Source organism: Cupriavidus basilensis OR16, assembly GCF_000243095.1.
In the GTDB taxonomy this organism is placed as follows: domain Bacteria; phylum Pseudomonadota; class Gammaproteobacteria; order Burkholderiales; family Burkholderiaceae; genus Cupriavidus; species Cupriavidus basilensis_D.
This window is the reverse complement of sequence record NZ_AHJE01000075.1, coordinates 20,982-36,996: the sequence shown is the minus strand read 5'-3', so window position 1 is coordinate 36,996 and position 16,015 is coordinate 20,982. Positions and strand designations below refer to the sequence as shown.

The window sequence follows — 16,015 nt, the reverse complement described above, 5'->3', positions numbered from 1 at the left end:
GCGCCACCGCCTGGAGGCCGCCGAACTGGCCGGTGTACTTGACCATGTTGCTTTCGCGGTAGTTCAGGCCCATCCACCAGATGCCCGGCTCATAGGTGGCTGCGAACCGCAGCGGCGAGAAGTTGGCGAGGCCGTCGAAGAAGCTGGTGTACTGGCGGCCGAGCGTGATCTTGCCGTAGCCGTTCTGCAGGCCGACGAACGACTGGCGCCCGAACAGCACGCCCGACTGCAGGGCACCGGTGTCGGGCTGGAAGCCGCTCTCGAGCACGAACAGCGCCTTGTTGCCGCCACCAAGGTCTTCCACGCCGCGCAGGCCAGGTCTTCCACGCCGCGCAGGCCCCAGCGCGATGCGGAGAGGCCGCCAACGCTCGGTTGCGCGAAGCGGCTGCCGCCCACCGTCGGCGTTGCCGGCGAGGCGGCAACCTTGTTGACGTACTCGACCGATGCGTCGATCACGCCATAGAGGGTAACGCTCGATTGTGCCTGTGCTGCGCTGCTCACTGCGCACAGCGCTGCCAGCGCGACCAATGTTCTTTTCATGCTATGTCTTCTCCTTGTGCTTGTTATCAGCGTCATCGGGAACCAGCCTCCTCGTCGGATCCCGTGATCGCATTAGAGCGTGCCGCTCTTTTTTCGGACCCACCCAAAAGGGAGTGAAACGCGGCGATGGTGGTTTAAATCCCGCAGAAAACCGCCTGGATGGTCAGTACCTATTGACGAATGCGAAAGCGGTTTGCTCGCAACGCGCGCCAGGTGCGCCGTCAGTCAGCCTTGGCCCCGGTCGCCTTGATCAGCCGCGCCATCACCGGTTCCAGCGTCTCGAAGTCGCGCTTGAATTCCGCCGACGTGCTGCCCACCGGCTCCAGCCCGAGCGACTGGAATCGCTCTTTCATCGCCGCGGAGTTGACGGATGCGCGCGCCTGCGCCTCCAGTTGGGCGAGCACCGGCGCAGGCGTGCCCGAGCGCGCCATCAGGCCAACCCAGCCTGGCGGGCTCAGCTCCTGGTCCCTCAAGCCGGCCTCGCTCAGGGTTGGCACGTTTGGCAACGCCTTGACGCGTTGTTTGCCGACGATGGCTAGCGCGCGCAGGCGTCCGCCCTGGATCTGCGGACCCAGGGTGCTGACCGAGCCGATGGCCCAGGAGATGTTGCCGCCGATCATGTCCTGCACCATCGGCGCTTCGCCCTTGTAGGCGATATGGGTCATGTCGAGCCCGCGGGACTGGTTCAGGTAGGCCCCCAGCAGATGCGGGAAGCTGCCCGTGCCGTAGGAGCCGTAGCTGACCTTGCCCTTGTTCTGCGCGGCCCAGTCGAAGAACTCCTGCATGTTCCTGGCCGGTATCTTGCTGTTGACCGCGAACACGATCTGGCCGATGCAGATCTCGGAGACAAAGGCCAGGTCGCGCCGCACGTCGTAGGACACGTGCGAGTAGAGATAGGGCGTGTTCATGATCGGCGCGGAATGCGTGATCAGCAGCGTGTAGCCATCGGGCGCGGCGCGCGTCAACGCCTGCACGGCCAGCATGCCGGCGGCGCCGGGCTTGTTGTCGACGATGATGGTCTGGCCCAGGCGCTTGCCCATGTCTTCGGCAAGCGCGCGGGCGATGGTGTCCGTTGCGCCGCCGGGCGGCGCGGGCACGATGAATGTGATGGTGCGCGCGGGGTAGGCCTGTGCGCCGCACAGCGCGCTCCAGGCAAGGGCGGCAACGGCAAGAAGGGCTTTTTTACGCATCATGTCTGACCTCGCTGGGTTGGGAAGGGCTTCTCAACTGCGACGGTAGGGGATGCGGCCAGGGCTGTAACCCGCCATTTTGGCGGGGCGGGATTGCACTATCCGGGTGAACCCGGTGCGTTGCGTGGCGCCGGGTGCCGCTTGGCCGCGTACAAAAAAGAACTCCGGCCAGAGGGCCGGAGCGCAAGGCCCCGCCGGCATCGAGCGCCGGCAGGGTGGAGACAAGGAGATCGCTGCCCGCCATCCGGTTAGCTGCCGTGATCGAGCATACGGTGGCGGGGGCGCTGGCGCCCCCGCCAGAAAGCAGGGGTTGGGCTGATGGGTTGGGCCGATGGGTGAGGTCAGGACGGCGCGCGGCCTTCCAGTGGCGAGACGCTTGCGATGCGGTCCGGCCGGCCGTCGCTGTTGCCAAGGTAGAACACGCCCGCCGCGTGCAGCGCGGTGCGGTCCCCGACCATGATCCGGCAGTTCACGTTGGCAACGCGCCGGCCTTGCTTGAGCATGTCCACATGCGCCTCTACCCAGTCGCCGGCATGTACCGGGCCAAGATAGTCGACGCTCAGATGCAGCGTGCGAGGCTGCAGGGTGCCGAAACGGCGCACCATGACCACCCCGAAGGCGCTGTCGGCCAGCATGGCCATGAAGCCGCCGTGCGCGATGCCGATGGCGTTCAGGTGTTCGTGCGCGATGCGCACGCCCATGACGGGGCGCTCCGCATGCAGGTAGAACTCGCCGCAAAAGCGCATGAAGCCCTTGGCGCCAATGACGGGCTCGAAGCCGTCCGGCACACCGCGGGCCTGCGGATTCTGATGTGGCAGGGTTGCCGCGGCGGAAGATTGCAATTGAGACATGGCATTCACTCTATGGTCAGGGGGCGCACGGGCCTGTGCGAGCGCACGCAAACGCGCGACCGCATGCGCATCGAACCCCCAGTCGCGCAGCGCGGCGCCACCGTGCTCGCCACGTGCGGGCGCGGGTCCGGCGACCACCGAGGGCGTGCCGAGAAAGCGCGGCGCCGGGCCCGGCTGCACCACGCCGGCCACTTCGACAAAGCTGCCACGGGCACGGTGCTGCGGATGATGGGGCGCCTCGGCAAAGCCCAGCACGGGCGCCACGCAGGCATCGCTGCCTTCGAATACGGCGCACCATTCGCCGCGCGTGCGGGTCAGGAATGCCGCTTCGAAGTGCTGGCGCAATACCGGCCAGCCGCTGCGGTCATGCTGCTTGGGCAGGTCCTTGCCGGCCAGGCCGAGCTTCTCCAGCAGCTCGGCATAGAAGCGCGATTCGACCGCGCCCACCGCCATGTAGTGGCCGTCGCTGGTACGGTAGCTGTCGTACCAGGGCGTGCCGCCATCGAGCAGGTTGCTGGCGCGTTCCTCGCGCCAGTTGCCCGAGGCCAGCAGGCCCCAGACCACCGCGCCCAGTTGTGCGGCGCCTTCGATCATGGCCGCATCCACCACTTGGCCCGCGCCCCCGCGCTGCACGTTGAGCAGGGCCGCGACCACGCCCAGGGCGAGCAGCATGCCGCCTCCGCCGTAGTCGCCCACCAGGTTCAGCGGCGGTACCGGCGCCTCGCCCGCGCGGCCGATGCCGGACAGCACGCCCGACAGCGCGATGTAGTTCAGGTCGTGGCCGGCGCGATCGGCCATGGGCCCGGTCTGGCCCCAGCCAGTCATGCGCCCGTACACCAGGCGCGGGTTGCGCGCCAGCGCCACCTCCGGCCCCAGGCCAAGGCGCTCCATGGTGCCGGGCCGAAAGCCCTCGATCACCACATCCGCGCGTTCGATCAGCGCCAGCGCGGCTTCGCGCGCCTCCGGCTGCTTGAGGTCGAGCGTGACCGAGCGCCGGCCACGGCCGGTCACGTCCACCCGCTTGCCGGTGGCGGACTTGGGGCCCAGGTCGGTCGGCGCTACCGGCCGGTCGATGCGCAGCACATCCGCGCCCATGTCGGCCAGCAGCATGGCCCCGAACGGGCCCGGCCCGATGGCTTCGAACTCCACTACGCGAATGCCGCTTAGTACACCCATTGCTGATCCTGTGAACGATAAGGCAGGGCGCGACCCGGCGCCCTGGCGGTGTTGGAAGGCGCCGGGGCAGGAAAGCCGCACGGCGTCATGGTGCCAAGTAGAACAAATTGCCGGCGGACGTGGACCTACCCGCATCGGGTAGGCAGCCCCCCGAGGCCTCCGGATGGGGATATCCCGGCCCTATAATCCAGGCACCCCATCTCCATCGCGAAAGCAGCGCCTGCGGGGCTTTCCAGAGGTTTCCCAGCATGTACGACCCCGGCGAGCAGCCAGCGGGGCCGCGCGCTTGCGCCGAGCGCGTGGTCCAGCCGATCACCCCTACCAAGCTCACGCCGCCGCGCGGGGCGCGCCACCTCATGCCCCGCGAGGCCCTGATGGCGCGCCTGCTGGAAGCGCGCCGCCAGCGCTGCGTGGTGATCCAGGGGCCGGCCGGCAGCGCCAAGACCAGCACCTTGCTGGCATGGCGACAGGCTTTGCTGACGCTGGATTTCGATGTGGCCTGGCTCTCGCTGGCGCCAGAAGACAACGACCTGACCAGCTTCTTCAACGGCCTGCTGGCAAGCCTGGCGGTGGTGGACGCTGCCATGGTGCGCGATGCGGCCATCCTGATGGGGCGCGACGGTGACGAGTCCGCAGCCGAGCATTGGATGATCACGCTGGTGCGCGGCGTTGCCAGCCGCCGGCGCGAACTGGTGTTGATGCTGGACGATGTCCATCTGCTCGACGACCCCCGGATCTTCCAGGCGCTGCGCTGGCTGCTCGACTACGCGCCGGCCCACCTGCACGTGGCGCTGGCCTCGCGCAACGCGCTGCCGCTTTCGCTGGCGCGCCTGCGCAGCCAGGGGCTGGCTACCGAGTTCGACCTGCGCGACCTGCGCTTCTCGCCGGAGGAGTCCGAGCGCTTCCTGCGCGACCAGCTTGGCGGCATCGACAGGCGCGACGCGCAGGTGCTGCACGCACTGACCGGCGGCTGGGCGGCCGGGCTCCAGTTGTTCGCAATCGACCTCAAGGCCAAGCAAGGCGCGGCCTATGCGCGGGTGCAGGTGCGCGATGCGCAGACGTTCGCCAGCTATTTCGAGCGCGAGGTGCTGGTGCGCCTGACCAGCGATGAGCTGCATCTGCTGACGCGCATGGCCGTGTGCAACCGCTTTTGCGCCTCCCTGTGCGCCACCCTGCTGGGCCGCCCGGAGGAGGCCGGCGAGATTGCCGCGCGGCTGGCCCACCTGGACGCGGATGACCTGTTCATCACGCAGATCGGCAGCGGCCAGGATCGCGAAACCTGGTATCGCCTGCATCCGCTGTTGCGTGAAGTCTTGCTCACCCGGCTGGCAAGCTTGCCAAGCGCCGAGCAGCACGCGCTGCATGCGGCCGCCTGGCACTGGTTTGGCGCGCAGGGGCACATCGATGAAGCGGTGCGCCACGCCGTGCAGGCTGGCGACGCGAACGCCGCGGCGGACCTGGTGGAAACCTGCGCGCACGACCTGCTGGCGCGCGGGGAGCTGAGCGAGCTGGCGGGCCTGGTACGCCGGCTGCCACCTGAACAGGTCACGGCCCGCTTCGACCTGCACCTGGTGCTGGCCTACCTGCAGATGTATGCCGGCGAGGTTGACGCGCTCATGCAGAGCATCGGGCAGATGGCCTCCCAGCATGAACGGCTCGGGCCCAGGCAGCGCTATGCGCTGGCGCTGCTGCGCGGCGGGCTGGCGCTGCAGCGCGACGACACCGACTCGGTGGTGGCTTTGCTGCCGGAGCTGCAGCGCGTGCCACCCGACGCGGATGATTTCACCTATGCCGGGCGTGGCAACATCCTGTCGTGGATGTTTATCCACCGTGGCGAATACAAGCAGGCGCGCAAGGTGCTGGAAGAGGGCGCGCTGCACGGCGGCGCGCCGCGCGGGGTCTTGCTGGGACGCTGCATGGGCGGCATGACCCACGCCGCCGAGGGGCAGTTCCTGCTGGCCGAGCGCATCTTCTGCGACGTGCTGGCCGAGGCTGAGCAGCAAGGCCCCGCCTACATCGGCATTGCCTGCATGGCGGCGGCGCTGCTTGGCGAGGCGCTCTATGAGCTCAACGATGTCGACGCCGCGCGCGAGCTGCTGGAAAAGCGCATCGACGTGCTGGAGCGCGTCTCGATCCCGGATACCGTGTTGCGGGGCCTGACGGTGCTCGCCAATGCGCACTGGCTGGGTGGGCGCCGGCTGGAGGCGCGCGCCTGCCTGGATCGCCTCGAGGATTACGCGGCCCGCCATCGCGTGGACCGCCTGCTAGCCCATGCGCTCTATCGGCGTTCGCGCTGGCTGCTGGAGCAGGGCGAGGTCGACGCGGCGCACGCCGTCCTGTTGCGCCTGGAAGCGCTGGCCGCGCGCTACTCGGGCGCCGCCCGCAGCACCGCGTGGGAAATCAGCGTCTGCGCCCAGGTGACGCGTATCCGCATGTGCCTGCATCACAACGATTTCGATGGCGCCATCGCACGCCTCACGCCGCTCAACGCGCTGTCCGAGGCCGGCGGCCGCTGGTGCCGCGTGGCCAGCCTGCGCGTGCAGATGGCGCTTGCCGAGCAAGGCCGCGGCAATCGCGACGGCGCTCGCCGGCATCTGGTCGAAGCCCTGCGCCTGGGGCACAGGCTCGGACTGATGCGCAGCCTCCTGGACGTGTCCCCGCGCTTGCGAGCCATGCTTGACGCGTTGGCCGTGGAGGAGGGGTTCGACCCCGTGCTCGGCTTCTATGCGCAGCGGCTGGTGGCGGCCACGGCCGTGCCGGAGGTGGTGCCGTCTGCCCGCGGCGCGGCCAATCCGGCGCTCGACAGCCTCAGCGAGCGCGAGAACGAAGTGCTCGGCCTGCTCGCGCAGGCGCTACCCAACAAGAAGATCGCGAGGGTCCTCGGCGTATCGCTGGACACCGTCAAGTGGCACCTGAAGAACATCTACGGCAAGCTGGAGGTGTCGGGCCGCGATGAAGCGGTGGCCCGCATGCGCGACCTCAAGACCGCCGGGCCGCAGCACGCCCACACCAGCCGCTAGGGCACCCACCCCTACTCCACCGGGGTGGGTACTTTTCCCCGCCCGGCGCCCAGAATACTTCCATCAAGGCAGCGGTCTCCCGTCCGGACTCACCCGGATTCACCCGGCTTCACGGCGAGGGACTCTGGCCTGGCAATCCGACAAACTAGGAGCCTCTGGTGGAAATCAAGCGCACCGTCTATCGCGACGACCATGAAATGCTGCGGGAAACCGCGCGCCGCTTCTTCGAGCGCGAATGCCTGCCGCGCCAGGCGCAGTGGGACCGGGACGGCCTGGTCGACCGCGAGACCTGGCTCAAGGCCGGCCGCGACGGCCTGTTGTGCGTGACCGTTCCCGAGGAATACGGCGGCGGCGGCGGCGATTTTGGCCACGCGGCGGTACTGGCCGAGGAGTACCACCGCTCCGGCATCTCCGGCCCCAGCTTCTCGGTGCACTCGGACATCACGGCACCGTACATCGTGCGCCTGGGCACCGAGGAACAGAAGCGCCAATGGCTGCCGCCGATCTGCCGGGGCGAGAAGATCCTGGCGATCGCCATGACCGAGCCGGGCACCGGCTCCGACCTGAAGTCGATCCGCACCAGCGCCGTGCGCGACGGCGACGACTTCATCATCAACGGCAGCAAGACCTTTATCTCCAACGGCCTGAACGCCGACATGATCGTGGTGGTCTGCAAGACCGACCCCAAGGCGGGGGCCAAGGGCGTGAGCCTGATCATGGTGGAAGCGGACCGCGAGGGCTTCCGGCGAGGCCGCAAGCTGGAGAAGGTGGGCCAGCGGGCCGCGGATACCGCCGAGCTGTTCTTTGACAACGTGCGCGTACCGGCCACCAACCTGATCGGCAACGAGAACGGCGGCTTCATCCACCTGATGGAAGAACTGCCGCAGGAGCGCCTGATCATTGCGGTGTACTGCGCGGCAAGGCTGGAGCGCCAGCTCGAGCTGACGCTGCAGTACGTCAAGGACCGCCGTGCCTTCAACCAGACGGTGTGGGACTAACCGAGACCATGTGGAAGTGCATCGACGAGATGGTGCAACTCCATGGCGGCTACGGCTACATGCTGGAGTACCCGATCGCGCGCGCCTTTGTCGACATGCGCGTGACCCGTATTTTCGGCGGCACCAGTGAAGTGCTGCGCGAACTGATCGCCCGCAAGCTCTAGGTCTCAGCGCGATCCAGGAACATCCACGAACATCCAGGAAACCATCATGAGCGAAAAAGTACTAGTCGGCGGTGTAGGCATGATCCCCTTCGCCAAGCCCGGCGCGAGCCTGAGTTATACCGAGATGGGCGCCGAAGCCGTGCGCCGTGCGCTGGCCGATGCCGGCATCGGCTACGACCTGGTGCAGCAGGCCTTCGCCGGCTACGTCTACGGCGACTCTACCTGCGGCCAGACGGCGCTGTACGAGGTGGGCATGACCGGCATCCCCATTGTCAACGTCAACAACAATTGCTCCACCGGCTCCACCGCGCTTTACCTGGCGCGCCAGGCCATCGCCATGGGCGACGCCGACTGCGTGCTGGCGGTTGGCTTCGAGCAGATGCAGGCCGGCGCGTTGAAGTCGCACTGGGACGACCGGCCGGTTACCCGTGCGCGCTTCCAGCCGATCATGCACGGCCTGACCGCGGATATGGCCCACCTGCCGCAGGCGGTGCGCACTTTTGGTGGCGCGGGGCGCGAATACATGCAGCGCTATGGCGCGCGCCTGGAGACCTTTGCCGCGGTGCCCGCCAAGGCCAGCCGCCATGCCGCCAACAACCCGTTGGCGCTGTTCCGCAAGGTGGTGACCACCGAAGACGTGATGAACGACACCGTGCTGTTCCCCGGCGTGCTGACGCGCCTGATGGCCTGTCCGCCCACCTGCGGCGGTGCCGCCGCCATCCTGGTGTCGGAGCGCTTTGCGAACAAGCACGGCCTGCGCACCGACGTGCAGATCGTGGCCCAGTCGCTCACCACCGATCCGCCCGCCTCGTTCGACCCGCCGTCGATGCTGAACTATGTCGGCACGCACATGACGCGCTCGGCGGCCAACAAGGTGTATGAGCAGGCCGGCATCGGCCCGGAAGACATCGACGTGTGCGAGCTGCACGACTGCTTCGCGCAGAACGAAGTCATCTGCTACGAAGCGCTTGGCTTCTGCCCTGAAGGCGGCGCGGAGAAATTCGTTGCGGACGGCGGCAACACCTACGGCGGCCAGGTTGTGGTCAACCCGTCGGGCGGCCTGCTCTCCAAGGGGCATCCGCTGGGCGCCACGGGGCTTGCGCAGTGCTACGAGCTGACCCATCAGCTGCGCGGCACCGCCGACCAGCGGCAGGTGAAGGGCGCCAAGCTTGCCTTGCAGCACAACCTCGGCCTGGGCGGCGCCTGTGTGGTGACCTTGTACGGCAAGAACTGAGGCAAGGGCAAGCCTGCCCGAAGCGAACGAAGAGGTGCGAGCGGCCAGCCGACACGAGCCGGCCGCCGCATCCGGACTGGAGACAGCAACATGAAGATCTCACTGCCATTACGCCTCCTTGGCGTTGGCCTCGCCATTTCGATGCTGATGCCCGCGTTGGCCGCCGCGCCCGCCGACAACTTCCCGTCGCGCCCGCTGCGCTTCATCGTGCCGCTGACGCAGGGCAGCGGCTCCGACACCGTGACCCGCTTCGTGGCGGAGCAGGTGGGCAAGGAGCTGGGCCAGCCCGGCATCGTGGAAAACCGTCCCGGCGCGGATACGCTGATCGCCGTGCAGAGCCTGCTCAACGCGCCGGCCGACGGCTACTCAACCACATTCCCTACAAGGGCGCGTCACAGGTGCAGTCGGACCTGATGGGCGGATCGGTGGATGTGGCGCTGCTGGACGTGGGCGGCGCGCTGCCGCTGATTCGCGCCGGCAAGCTGCGGCCGCTGGCAGTGACCGGCAAGACGCGCCATCCGGAGCTGCCGGCGGTGCCTACGGTGCGCGAGAGCGGCCTGCCCAACTACGAGCTGTCCGTGTGGATCGGCTTTGGCGTCAGCAGCAAGACGCCCGAGCCGATTGCCCACAAGCTGGAGATGGCCTTGCTCAAGGTGATCGACAAGCCGGAGTTCAAGGACTTCGCGGCGCGCACAGCGTATGCCGACGTGATCGGCCAGTCCGGCAAGCAGATGACAGCGATGATCGGCTCGGAGACGGTACGTTACCGGCAACTGGTCAAGACCTACGACGTCAGCGCGCGCTAAGGCGCGGCAACTCAACTAGCAAACGGTATCAGAGATCAAGGATTCGCCATGCAACAGCTTTGCAAGGATCGCGTTGTCGTCATCACCGGCGCTGGCCGGGGCCTCGGGCGCGAGTACGCGCTGGAATTCGCGCGGCAGGGTGCCAAGGTGGTCGTCAACGACCTGGGCGGGAGGGGCGACGGCGCCGGCTCGGCCAGCGGGCCGGCGCTGGAAGTGATCGCGGAGATCCGGGCGATGGGCGGAGAGGCGATCGCCAATTTCGATGACGTGGCCGACTGGGCCGGCGCGAAGAACATGATCGACGCCGCCATCCGCGAGTTCGGCGGGCTGGACGTGCTGGTCAACAACGCCGGCATCCTGCGCGACCGCACGCTGGTCAACATGACCGAGGAAGACTGGGATTCGGTGATCCGCGTGCATATGCGCGGCACGTTCGCGCCGTCGCGCCATGCCGCCGCGTACTGGCGCGAGGAGTCCAAGGCAGGCCGCCAGCGCGTGGCCCGCCTGATCAATACCAGCTCGTCGTCGGGCCTGTACTGCAACGCGGGCCAGGCCAACTACGGCGCGGCCAAGGCGGGCATCGCCGCGATGTCGGTGATTGCCTCGCGCGAACTGGACCGCTATGGCGTGACGGTCAACGCGATCTACCCGACCGCGATGAGCCGCCTCACCGAAGACATCTTCGCGGCAAGGCGCGCCGAGTTCACCGCTGGCGCGGCGCCGGGCTTCGACCCGCTGGACGCCGGCAACGTGGCGCCGCTGGTGGCATGGCTGGGCAGCCTCGAGTCGAGCGAGATCACCGGGCGCGTGTTCGGCGTGCGCGGCGGCCGCATCACCGTGGCCGAGGGCTGGCATGCCGGCCCGCGCATGGAAAAGGAGGGCCGCTGGCAGGTGGAAGAACTGGGCGCGCGGATCCCGGCGCTGGTACGCCAGGCCGCCGCCAACGCCGACACCTCCGGCGAGATCCCGGGAGCGGCGCGATGAGCCGGACGCCAAAATACCTGGGCGACCATGCCGAGCTGACGCCGGAGAAGCCCGCCGCCATCAACGGCACCACCGGCGAGGTCCTGACCTACCGGGAGCTCGACGCGCGCTCAAACCGCTTTGCCCAGTGCCTGCACGCGCAGGGCCTGCGGCGCGGCGACCATATCGCCATGGTGCTCGAGAACAATATGCGCTGCTTCGAGCTGTGCTGGGCGGCGCTGCGCTCGGGGCTGATGATCACCCCGGTCAACCGTTTCCTGACCGCGCCGGAGGCGGCCTATATCATCGAGGACAGCAATGCCCAGGTGGTGGTGACCTCGTACGCCATGCGCGAGCTGGCGGCGCAGCTCTGCGGCCTGATGCCCACCTGCCGCCTGCAACTGATGATGGACGGAACGATCCCCGGCTGGCAAAGCTATGAGGACACCACCCAGGGCTATCCCGCCGAGCGCCTGGCCGAGGAATGGATGGGCGCCACCATGATCTACAGTTCCGGCACCACCGGGCGGCCAAAGGGCATCATCCGCAACCAGCCCAACGGCATGGTCACAGAAGGCTCCGGCTCGGCGCGCCGGCCCCAGTTCGAGCGCTACGGCTTCGACGCGCAGACCATCTACCTCTCGCCGGCCCCGCTGTATCACACCGCGCCGCTCGGCTACGGGCTGGAGACGCAGTTTTGCGGCGGCACTATTGTCTTCATGGAGAAGTTCGACGCGGTGCAAGCCTTGCGCCTGATCGAGCGCTATCGCGTGACCCACAGCCAGTGGGTACCGACCATGTTTATCCGCATGCTCAAGCTGGAACCTGAGCAGCGCCAGGGCATCGACCTGTCCAGCCACCGCGTGGCCATTCACGCCGCGGCACCGTGCCCGCAGGACGTGAAGCGCCAGATGATCGACTGGTGGGGGCCCATCCTGCATGAGTACTACGCGGCCACCGAAGGCAATGGCGTAACCACGCTCGACACGCAGGAATGGCTGGCCCACCCGGGCTCGGTCGGCAGTGCCTTGCTGGGTGTGCTCCATATCTGCGACGACGAGGGCAGGGAGCTGCCGGTGGGAGAGACCGGAATGGTGTACTTCGAGCGCGACCAGCTTCCGTTCCACTATCACAACGACCCCGAGAAGACCCGCTCGGCGCAGCACCCCGTGCATCCGACCTGGACCGCGGTGGGCGACGTTGGCCGCCTGGATGGGCACGGCTATCTCTACCTGACCGACCGCAAGGCCTCTACCTGACCGACCGCAAGGCCTTCATGATCATCTCGGGCGGCGTCAACATCTACCCGCAGGCCATCGAGGACGCGCTGGTGGTGCACCCGAGCGTGGGCGACGCCGCGGTGATCGGCGTGCCGAACCCGGAGATGGGCGAGGAGGTCAAGGCCATCGTCGAGCCCGCCAGCGGCGTGGTGCCGTCGGCGGAACTGGCCGAGGAACTGCTGGCCTACCTGCGCACCAAGGTGGCCCGTTACATGGTGCCGCGCTCGATCGACTTCATCGACGCCATGCCGCGCCTGTTCTGCATCGGCATGAGCGAGCCGAACGCCGGTTCGGACCTGGCCAGCGTGCGCACGCGCATCACGCGCTGCGAAGGCGGCTGGCGCCTGAATGGCCGCAAGATCTGGACCACCAATGCGCATCACTGCCACTACATGATCGCGCTGGTGCGCTCGTCCGGGGTGCCGGAAGACCGCCAGAAGGGGCTCTCGCAATGCATCGTCGACTTATCGCTGCCGGGCGTGAGCGTGCGTCCCATCGTCGACCTGACCGGTGACGCGCATTTCTCGGAGGTGACGTTCGATGACGTGTTCCTGGCCGACGGCACACTGATCGGCAACGAGGGCGGGGGCTGGGAGCAGGTCACGGCCGAACTGGCTTTCGAGCGCAGCGGCCCCGAGCGCATCTACTCGAGCATCGTGCTGATCGACTGCTGGGCCGAGCACCTGCGCCGGCACGGTGCCAGCGATGCCGATACCGTCCTGCTGGGCAGTTTCGCTACGCAACTGGCCACCTTGCGCAGCCTGTCGGTGGCGGTCACGGCACGCCTGGCGCGCGGCGAAAGCCCGATTGTGGAGGCGGCACTGGTCAAGGACATCGGTACCGAGTTCGAACAATCCATCCCCGCGCTGCTGGAAGCCGCGATTGCCGCGGATCCCGGGCAGGAGGTCGGCGCCGAGCTGTATCGCACGGTGGCCTATCTCAGCCAGATCTCGCCGACATTCTCGCTGCGCGGCGGCACGCGCGAGGTGCTGCGCGGCATGATCGCGCGCGGCCTGGGCCTGCGCTGAGCCTGCGGCTGTCTGCCCACGACATAGAAAAGAGAGACACATGTTCACCGAAGCCATTGAGCAAATCCTGCGCGACCGTGTCACACCGGAAGCCGTCAGGGCCATCGAGCGTGGCGCGGCACCCACGGCAGTCTGGGGCGCGCTGGAAGAGGCGGGTTTCCTCGAGTTGCTGGCGCCCGAGGCCGCTGGCGGCGCCGGGCTGCCGCTGCCTGCGCTGGCGCCCATCTTCACCGCCTTCGGGCGCTATGCTTTGCCCGTGCCGGCAGCGCAGACCATCGCGGCGCGCGCGCTGCTGCGCGACGCTAACGTGCGGGCCCCGGCCGGCATGATCACGCTGGCCGGGGCTTGCCGGCGCGCGCCAGACGGTTCGCTGCGCGCTGCGCGGGTGCCGTTCGGCATGACCAGCGGCCATGTGCTCGCGGACGTGGATGGCGACTTGCTGCTGCTCGATGCCGCGCAAGCGCAGCGCACGGCCACCGGTGTGCGCGGCAGCCTGTGCGGCACGCTGTCCTGGGGCCCGGACGCAGTGCCTGCCGCCGTTGGCGGCAACGGCGAGGAAGTCCGCCTGTTCAGTGCGGCGATCCACGCAGCGGCCATCGCAGGCGCGCTGGATCGCGTGTTCGGCATGACGCTGCAGTACTGCAATGACCGCTCGCAGTTTGGCAAATCGATCGGCAAGTTCCAGGCCGTGCAGCATCAGTTGAGCGTGATGGCCCAGCACGTGGCATCGGCCGGCATCGCGGCCGAAATGGCATTCAGCGGCGCGGGCCGCGTGCCGGAGCGGCTTGCGGCAGCCATGGCCAAGGCACGCACCAGCATGGCGGTGCCGCTGGTGGCAGCCGCAGCGCACGCGCTGCATGGCGCCATCGGTGTGACCGAAGAATACGACCTGCAGCTCTACACCCGCCGGCTGCATGAATGGTGCGCGGCGGATGGCGCGCAGACGTTCTGGAACCGGATCGTGGGCGAAGCCCTGCTGGCCCGGACGCAGGCCCCGGTGGCGGATTTCGTACGGACGACGCTCGGCGCCGCGGCCGCATGAGCGCGCGAAGCCGGCCCGCCGCGCGGCTGCTGCCGCTGCTTGGCGAACTCAGGGTGGAAGTTCGCGAGCGCAGCCGGCTTGCCCAAAAGCTCACCCTCAAGCGTGCCGCGAACGGCACGCAGGACTACTACCGGCATCTGGTCAACCTGTTCGACCGCTGGATCGAGGACGGCGATCCCCATGCGCGGGTGGTTTGCTTTGCCTCCGCGTCGGAGTTTGGCATGGCGATGCAACATCACGTGGACCGCTGCCGGGCCGCGGCGCTGGAGAGCGGATCCGATGCGTTGCGCGCGCTGTTCTGGGCGTCCTTGCGCCGGATCCAGGCTCGGCGCGGCCATGTCGCGGAAATGTGCACGCCGGCGTCGCCGCCGCTGGTTGCCAGCCCGGCGGTGGCGCAGCCGATGCAGGACCTGTGCGCGCGTTGCGAAAGCCTGCGCCACGATATGCGCTGCGCGGATGGCCATGCCGCGCTGCGGCCCGTCGGCGACGTGCGCTGGCGTAGCTTTGGCGCGGGCGTGGTGTGTCAGACCAAGGAACACCAGTGCCGCGCCTGCAACACGCGGTGGACCCGGCGCTGGAGTGTCTCGGACCCGTTCACGGGCTGGACGGTGACCCGCCATGTCCCAACTACGCACGATGATCCAAGCCGTCTTTGAGGCGGCTACCGAAGCCATGCCATGACAGATCCGAACTTCCGCACCCGCATCACTGAACTCTTCGGCATCCGCCATCCGCTGCTGCTGGGCGGCATGCACCACCTGGGCGAGTCCGGCATCGTCGCCGCGCTGGTCAACGCGGGCGCCATGGGGTTCATCACCGCGCGCTCGTTCGACAACCCGGAGGCATTGCGCGGCGATCTGCGGCGCTGCCGGGCGCTGACAAACGGGCGGCCGTTCGGGGTGAACCTGACGCTGTCGCGCCGCCCGGGCGCAAACAAGGATGTCGCCGGGTGGATACGCGTTGCGCTGGAAGAGGGCGTGCGCTATTTCGAGAGCGCGGGGTCGTCGCCCGAGACGCTGGTCGACGTGATCCACAAGGGCGGCGGCATCCTGATCCACAAGTGCCCCAGCGTGCGCCATGCGCTGAGCGCTGAGCGGCTCGGCGTGGATGCGGTAGCGCTGGTCGGGATGGAAGAGGGTGGCCATCCGGGCGCCAACCAGTTGTCGGCCTTCGTCAACGGCGCCTTCGCGCTGGAGCAGATCCGCATCCCCATGGTGCTCGGCGGCGGCATCGGCAACGGCCGGCAGATTGCCGCCGCGCTCGCGCTTGGTGCCGACGGGGTCGTCATGGGCAGCCGGTTCATGGTCGCCTCGGAGATCATTGCGCACGATGCCTTGAAGCAGCGGATCGTCGAATCCGACGCGGGGTGTTCGACCGCCATCCTGTCCACGCTGGGCGATACCTGGCGTGTCATGGCTAACGACACGGCGCGCGAAGTCCAGCGGCTGGAAGCCGGGGGCGCGCGTAGCCATGCCGACTTTGGCGACCTGATCCTGTCCTCGCGCACCCGGCAGCGTGTGTACCGGGATGGCGATGTCGAGGCCGGGATCGTCTCGCTGGGACCGGCCGGCGGCTTTGCCGATGGCATCGTGCCAGCCGCGGAGATCGTCGAGCGGTTGATGCGTGATGCGGCGAATGCGGCACGGATGTTCGCGGGGCGCCTTGACTGGGGGAGCAAATGCAGGCTTTGCCTGCATAGCGCGTAGCTCGATCATCTAAGCTA

The 16,015-nt window shown here is 68.1% G+C and carries 12 protein-coding genes and 3 pseudogenes; 11 read left to right on the top strand and 4 right to left on the bottom strand.

All coding sequences use genetic code 11. The features are described from left to right. From OR16_RS25845 to OR16_RS46380, 4 genes and pseudogenes are all read right to left on the bottom strand, one after another. Positions 1-540 (bottom strand): annotated as a pseudogene (locus tag OR16_RS25845) (porin); the annotation flags it as partial. A gap of 221 nt (positions 541-761) precedes the next feature. After that, positions 762-1,730 carry a Bug family tripartite tricarboxylate transporter substrate binding protein gene (locus OR16_RS25840; RefSeq protein ID WP_043421131.1) on the bottom strand — a complete coding sequence of 323 codons (969 nt, stop codon included), beginning with the start codon at positions 1,728-1,730 and terminating at the stop codon, positions 762-764. 341 nt (positions 1,731-2,071) lie between these two features. After that, on the bottom strand, positions 2,072-2,431 hold the full coding sequence (locus OR16_RS46385; RefSeq protein ID WP_272942872.1) for a PaaI family thioesterase: 360 nt from the start codon (positions 2,429-2,431) through the stop codon (positions 2,072-2,074). 192 nt (positions 2,432-2,623) lie between these two features. After that, positions 2,624-3,757, bottom strand: a pseudogene (locus tag OR16_RS46380) (CaiB/BaiF CoA transferase family protein); the annotation flags it as partial. Between the two features lie 248 nt (positions 3,758-4,005). Between OR16_RS46380 and OR16_RS25830 the strand changes: the two are divergent. From OR16_RS25830 to OR16_RS25785, 11 genes and pseudogenes are all read left to right on the top strand, one after another. After that, a complete protein-coding gene (locus tag OR16_RS25830) occupies positions 4,006-6,777 on the top strand; it encodes a LuxR C-terminal-related transcriptional regulator (protein WP_006161247.1) in 2,772 nt (923 codons plus the stop codon). A gap of 158 nt (positions 6,778-6,935) precedes the next feature. Further along, a pseudogene (locus OR16_RS25825) lies at positions 6,936-7,939 on the top strand (acyl-CoA dehydrogenase family protein). Between the two features lie 46 nt (positions 7,940-7,985). Next, a complete protein-coding gene (locus tag OR16_RS25820; protein WP_006161246.1) occupies positions 7,986-9,173 on the top strand; it encodes a lipid-transfer protein in 1,188 nt (395 codons plus the stop codon). 90 nt (positions 9,174-9,263) lie between these two features. Beyond that, positions 9,264-9,587 (top strand): tripartite tricarboxylate transporter substrate-binding protein, encoded by a 324-nt coding sequence (locus OR16_RS46375; RefSeq protein WP_006161244.1) that lies wholly within the window; start codon positions 9,264-9,266, stop codon positions 9,585-9,587. Then, positions 9,572-9,979, top strand: a complete 408-nt coding sequence (locus OR16_RS46370; RefSeq protein ID WP_237717223.1) for a tripartite tricarboxylate transporter substrate-binding protein — start codon at positions 9,572-9,574, stop codon at positions 9,977-9,979. The genes OR16_RS46375 and OR16_RS46370 overlap by 16 nt, the downstream gene beginning before the upstream one ends. A 48-nt stretch (positions 9,980-10,027) precedes the next feature. Next, positions 10,028-10,963 carry an SDR family oxidoreductase gene (locus OR16_RS25810; protein WP_006161242.1) on the top strand — a complete coding sequence of 312 codons (936 nt, stop codon included), beginning with the start codon at positions 10,028-10,030 and terminating at the stop codon, positions 10,961-10,963. Further along, positions 10,960-12,201 carry an AMP-binding protein gene (locus OR16_RS25805; RefSeq protein WP_006161240.1) on the top strand — a complete coding sequence of 414 codons (1,242 nt, stop codon included), beginning with the start codon at positions 10,960-10,962 and terminating at the stop codon, positions 12,199-12,201. Before OR16_RS25810 ends, OR16_RS25805 begins: the two co-directional genes overlap by 4 nt. Before the next feature lie 17 nt (positions 12,202-12,218). Beyond that, complete coding sequence (locus OR16_RS25800) at positions 12,219-13,250, top strand: acyl-CoA dehydrogenase family protein (RefSeq protein WP_006161239.1); 1,032 nt, start codon at positions 12,219-12,221, stop codon at positions 13,248-13,250. Positions 13,251-13,290: 40 nt separating this feature from the next. Then, the gene (locus tag OR16_RS25795; RefSeq protein WP_006161238.1) at positions 13,291-14,292 is read left to right on the top strand and encodes an acyl-CoA dehydrogenase family protein; all 1,002 of its coding nucleotides are present in this window, start codon (positions 13,291-13,293) and stop codon (positions 14,290-14,292) included. Next, positions 14,289-14,948: a hypothetical protein gene (locus OR16_RS25790; protein WP_006161236.1), complete on the top strand. Its 660-nt coding sequence runs from the start codon at positions 14,289-14,291 to the stop codon at positions 14,946-14,948. Before OR16_RS25795 ends, OR16_RS25790 begins: the two co-directional genes overlap by 4 nt. A gap of 21 nt (positions 14,949-14,969) precedes the next feature. Continuing rightward, complete coding sequence (locus OR16_RS25785; RefSeq protein ID WP_006161234.1) at positions 14,970-15,998, top strand: NAD(P)H-dependent flavin oxidoreductase; 1,029 nt, start codon at positions 14,970-14,972, stop codon at positions 15,996-15,998. Positions 15,999-16,015 lie beyond the last annotated feature (17 nt).

What these genes read in the sequence shown, in the direction of transcription:
- OR16_RS25785 (WP_006161234.1), top strand. Translation starts at nt 14,970, where the DNA reads ATGACAGATCCGAACTTCCGCACCCGCATCACTGAACTCTTCGGCATC.
- OR16_RS25820 (WP_006161246.1), top strand. Translation starts at nt 7,986, where the DNA reads ATGAGCGAAAAAGTACTAGTCGGCGGTGTAGGCATGATCCCCTTCGCC.
- OR16_RS25830 (WP_006161247.1), top strand. Translation starts at nt 4,006, where the DNA reads ATGTACGACCCCGGCGAGCAGCCAGCGGGGCCGCGCGCTTGCGCCGAG.
- OR16_RS46385 (WP_272942872.1), bottom strand. Translation starts at nt 2,431, where the DNA reads ATGGGCGTGCGCATCGCGCACGAACACCTGAACGCCATCGGCATCGCG.
- OR16_RS25790 (WP_006161236.1), top strand. Translation starts at nt 14,289, where the DNA reads ATGAGCGCGCGAAGCCGGCCCGCCGCGCGGCTGCTGCCGCTGCTTGGC.
- OR16_RS25840 (WP_043421131.1), bottom strand. Translation starts at nt 1,730, where the DNA reads ATGCGTAAAAAAGCCCTTCTTGCCGTTGCCGCCCTTGCCTGGAGCGCG.
- OR16_RS25800 (WP_006161239.1), top strand. Translation starts at nt 12,219, where the DNA reads ATGATCATCTCGGGCGGCGTCAACATCTACCCGCAGGCCATCGAGGAC.
- OR16_RS46375 (WP_006161244.1), top strand. Translation starts at nt 9,264, where the DNA reads ATGAAGATCTCACTGCCATTACGCCTCCTTGGCGTTGGCCTCGCCATT.
- OR16_RS25810 (WP_006161242.1), top strand. Translation starts at nt 10,028, where the DNA reads ATGCAACAGCTTTGCAAGGATCGCGTTGTCGTCATCACCGGCGCTGGC.
- OR16_RS25795 (WP_006161238.1), top strand. Translation starts at nt 13,291, where the DNA reads ATGTTCACCGAAGCCATTGAGCAAATCCTGCGCGACCGTGTCACACCG.
- OR16_RS25805 (WP_006161240.1), top strand. Translation starts at nt 10,960, where the DNA reads ATGAGCCGGACGCCAAAATACCTGGGCGACCATGCCGAGCTGACGCCG.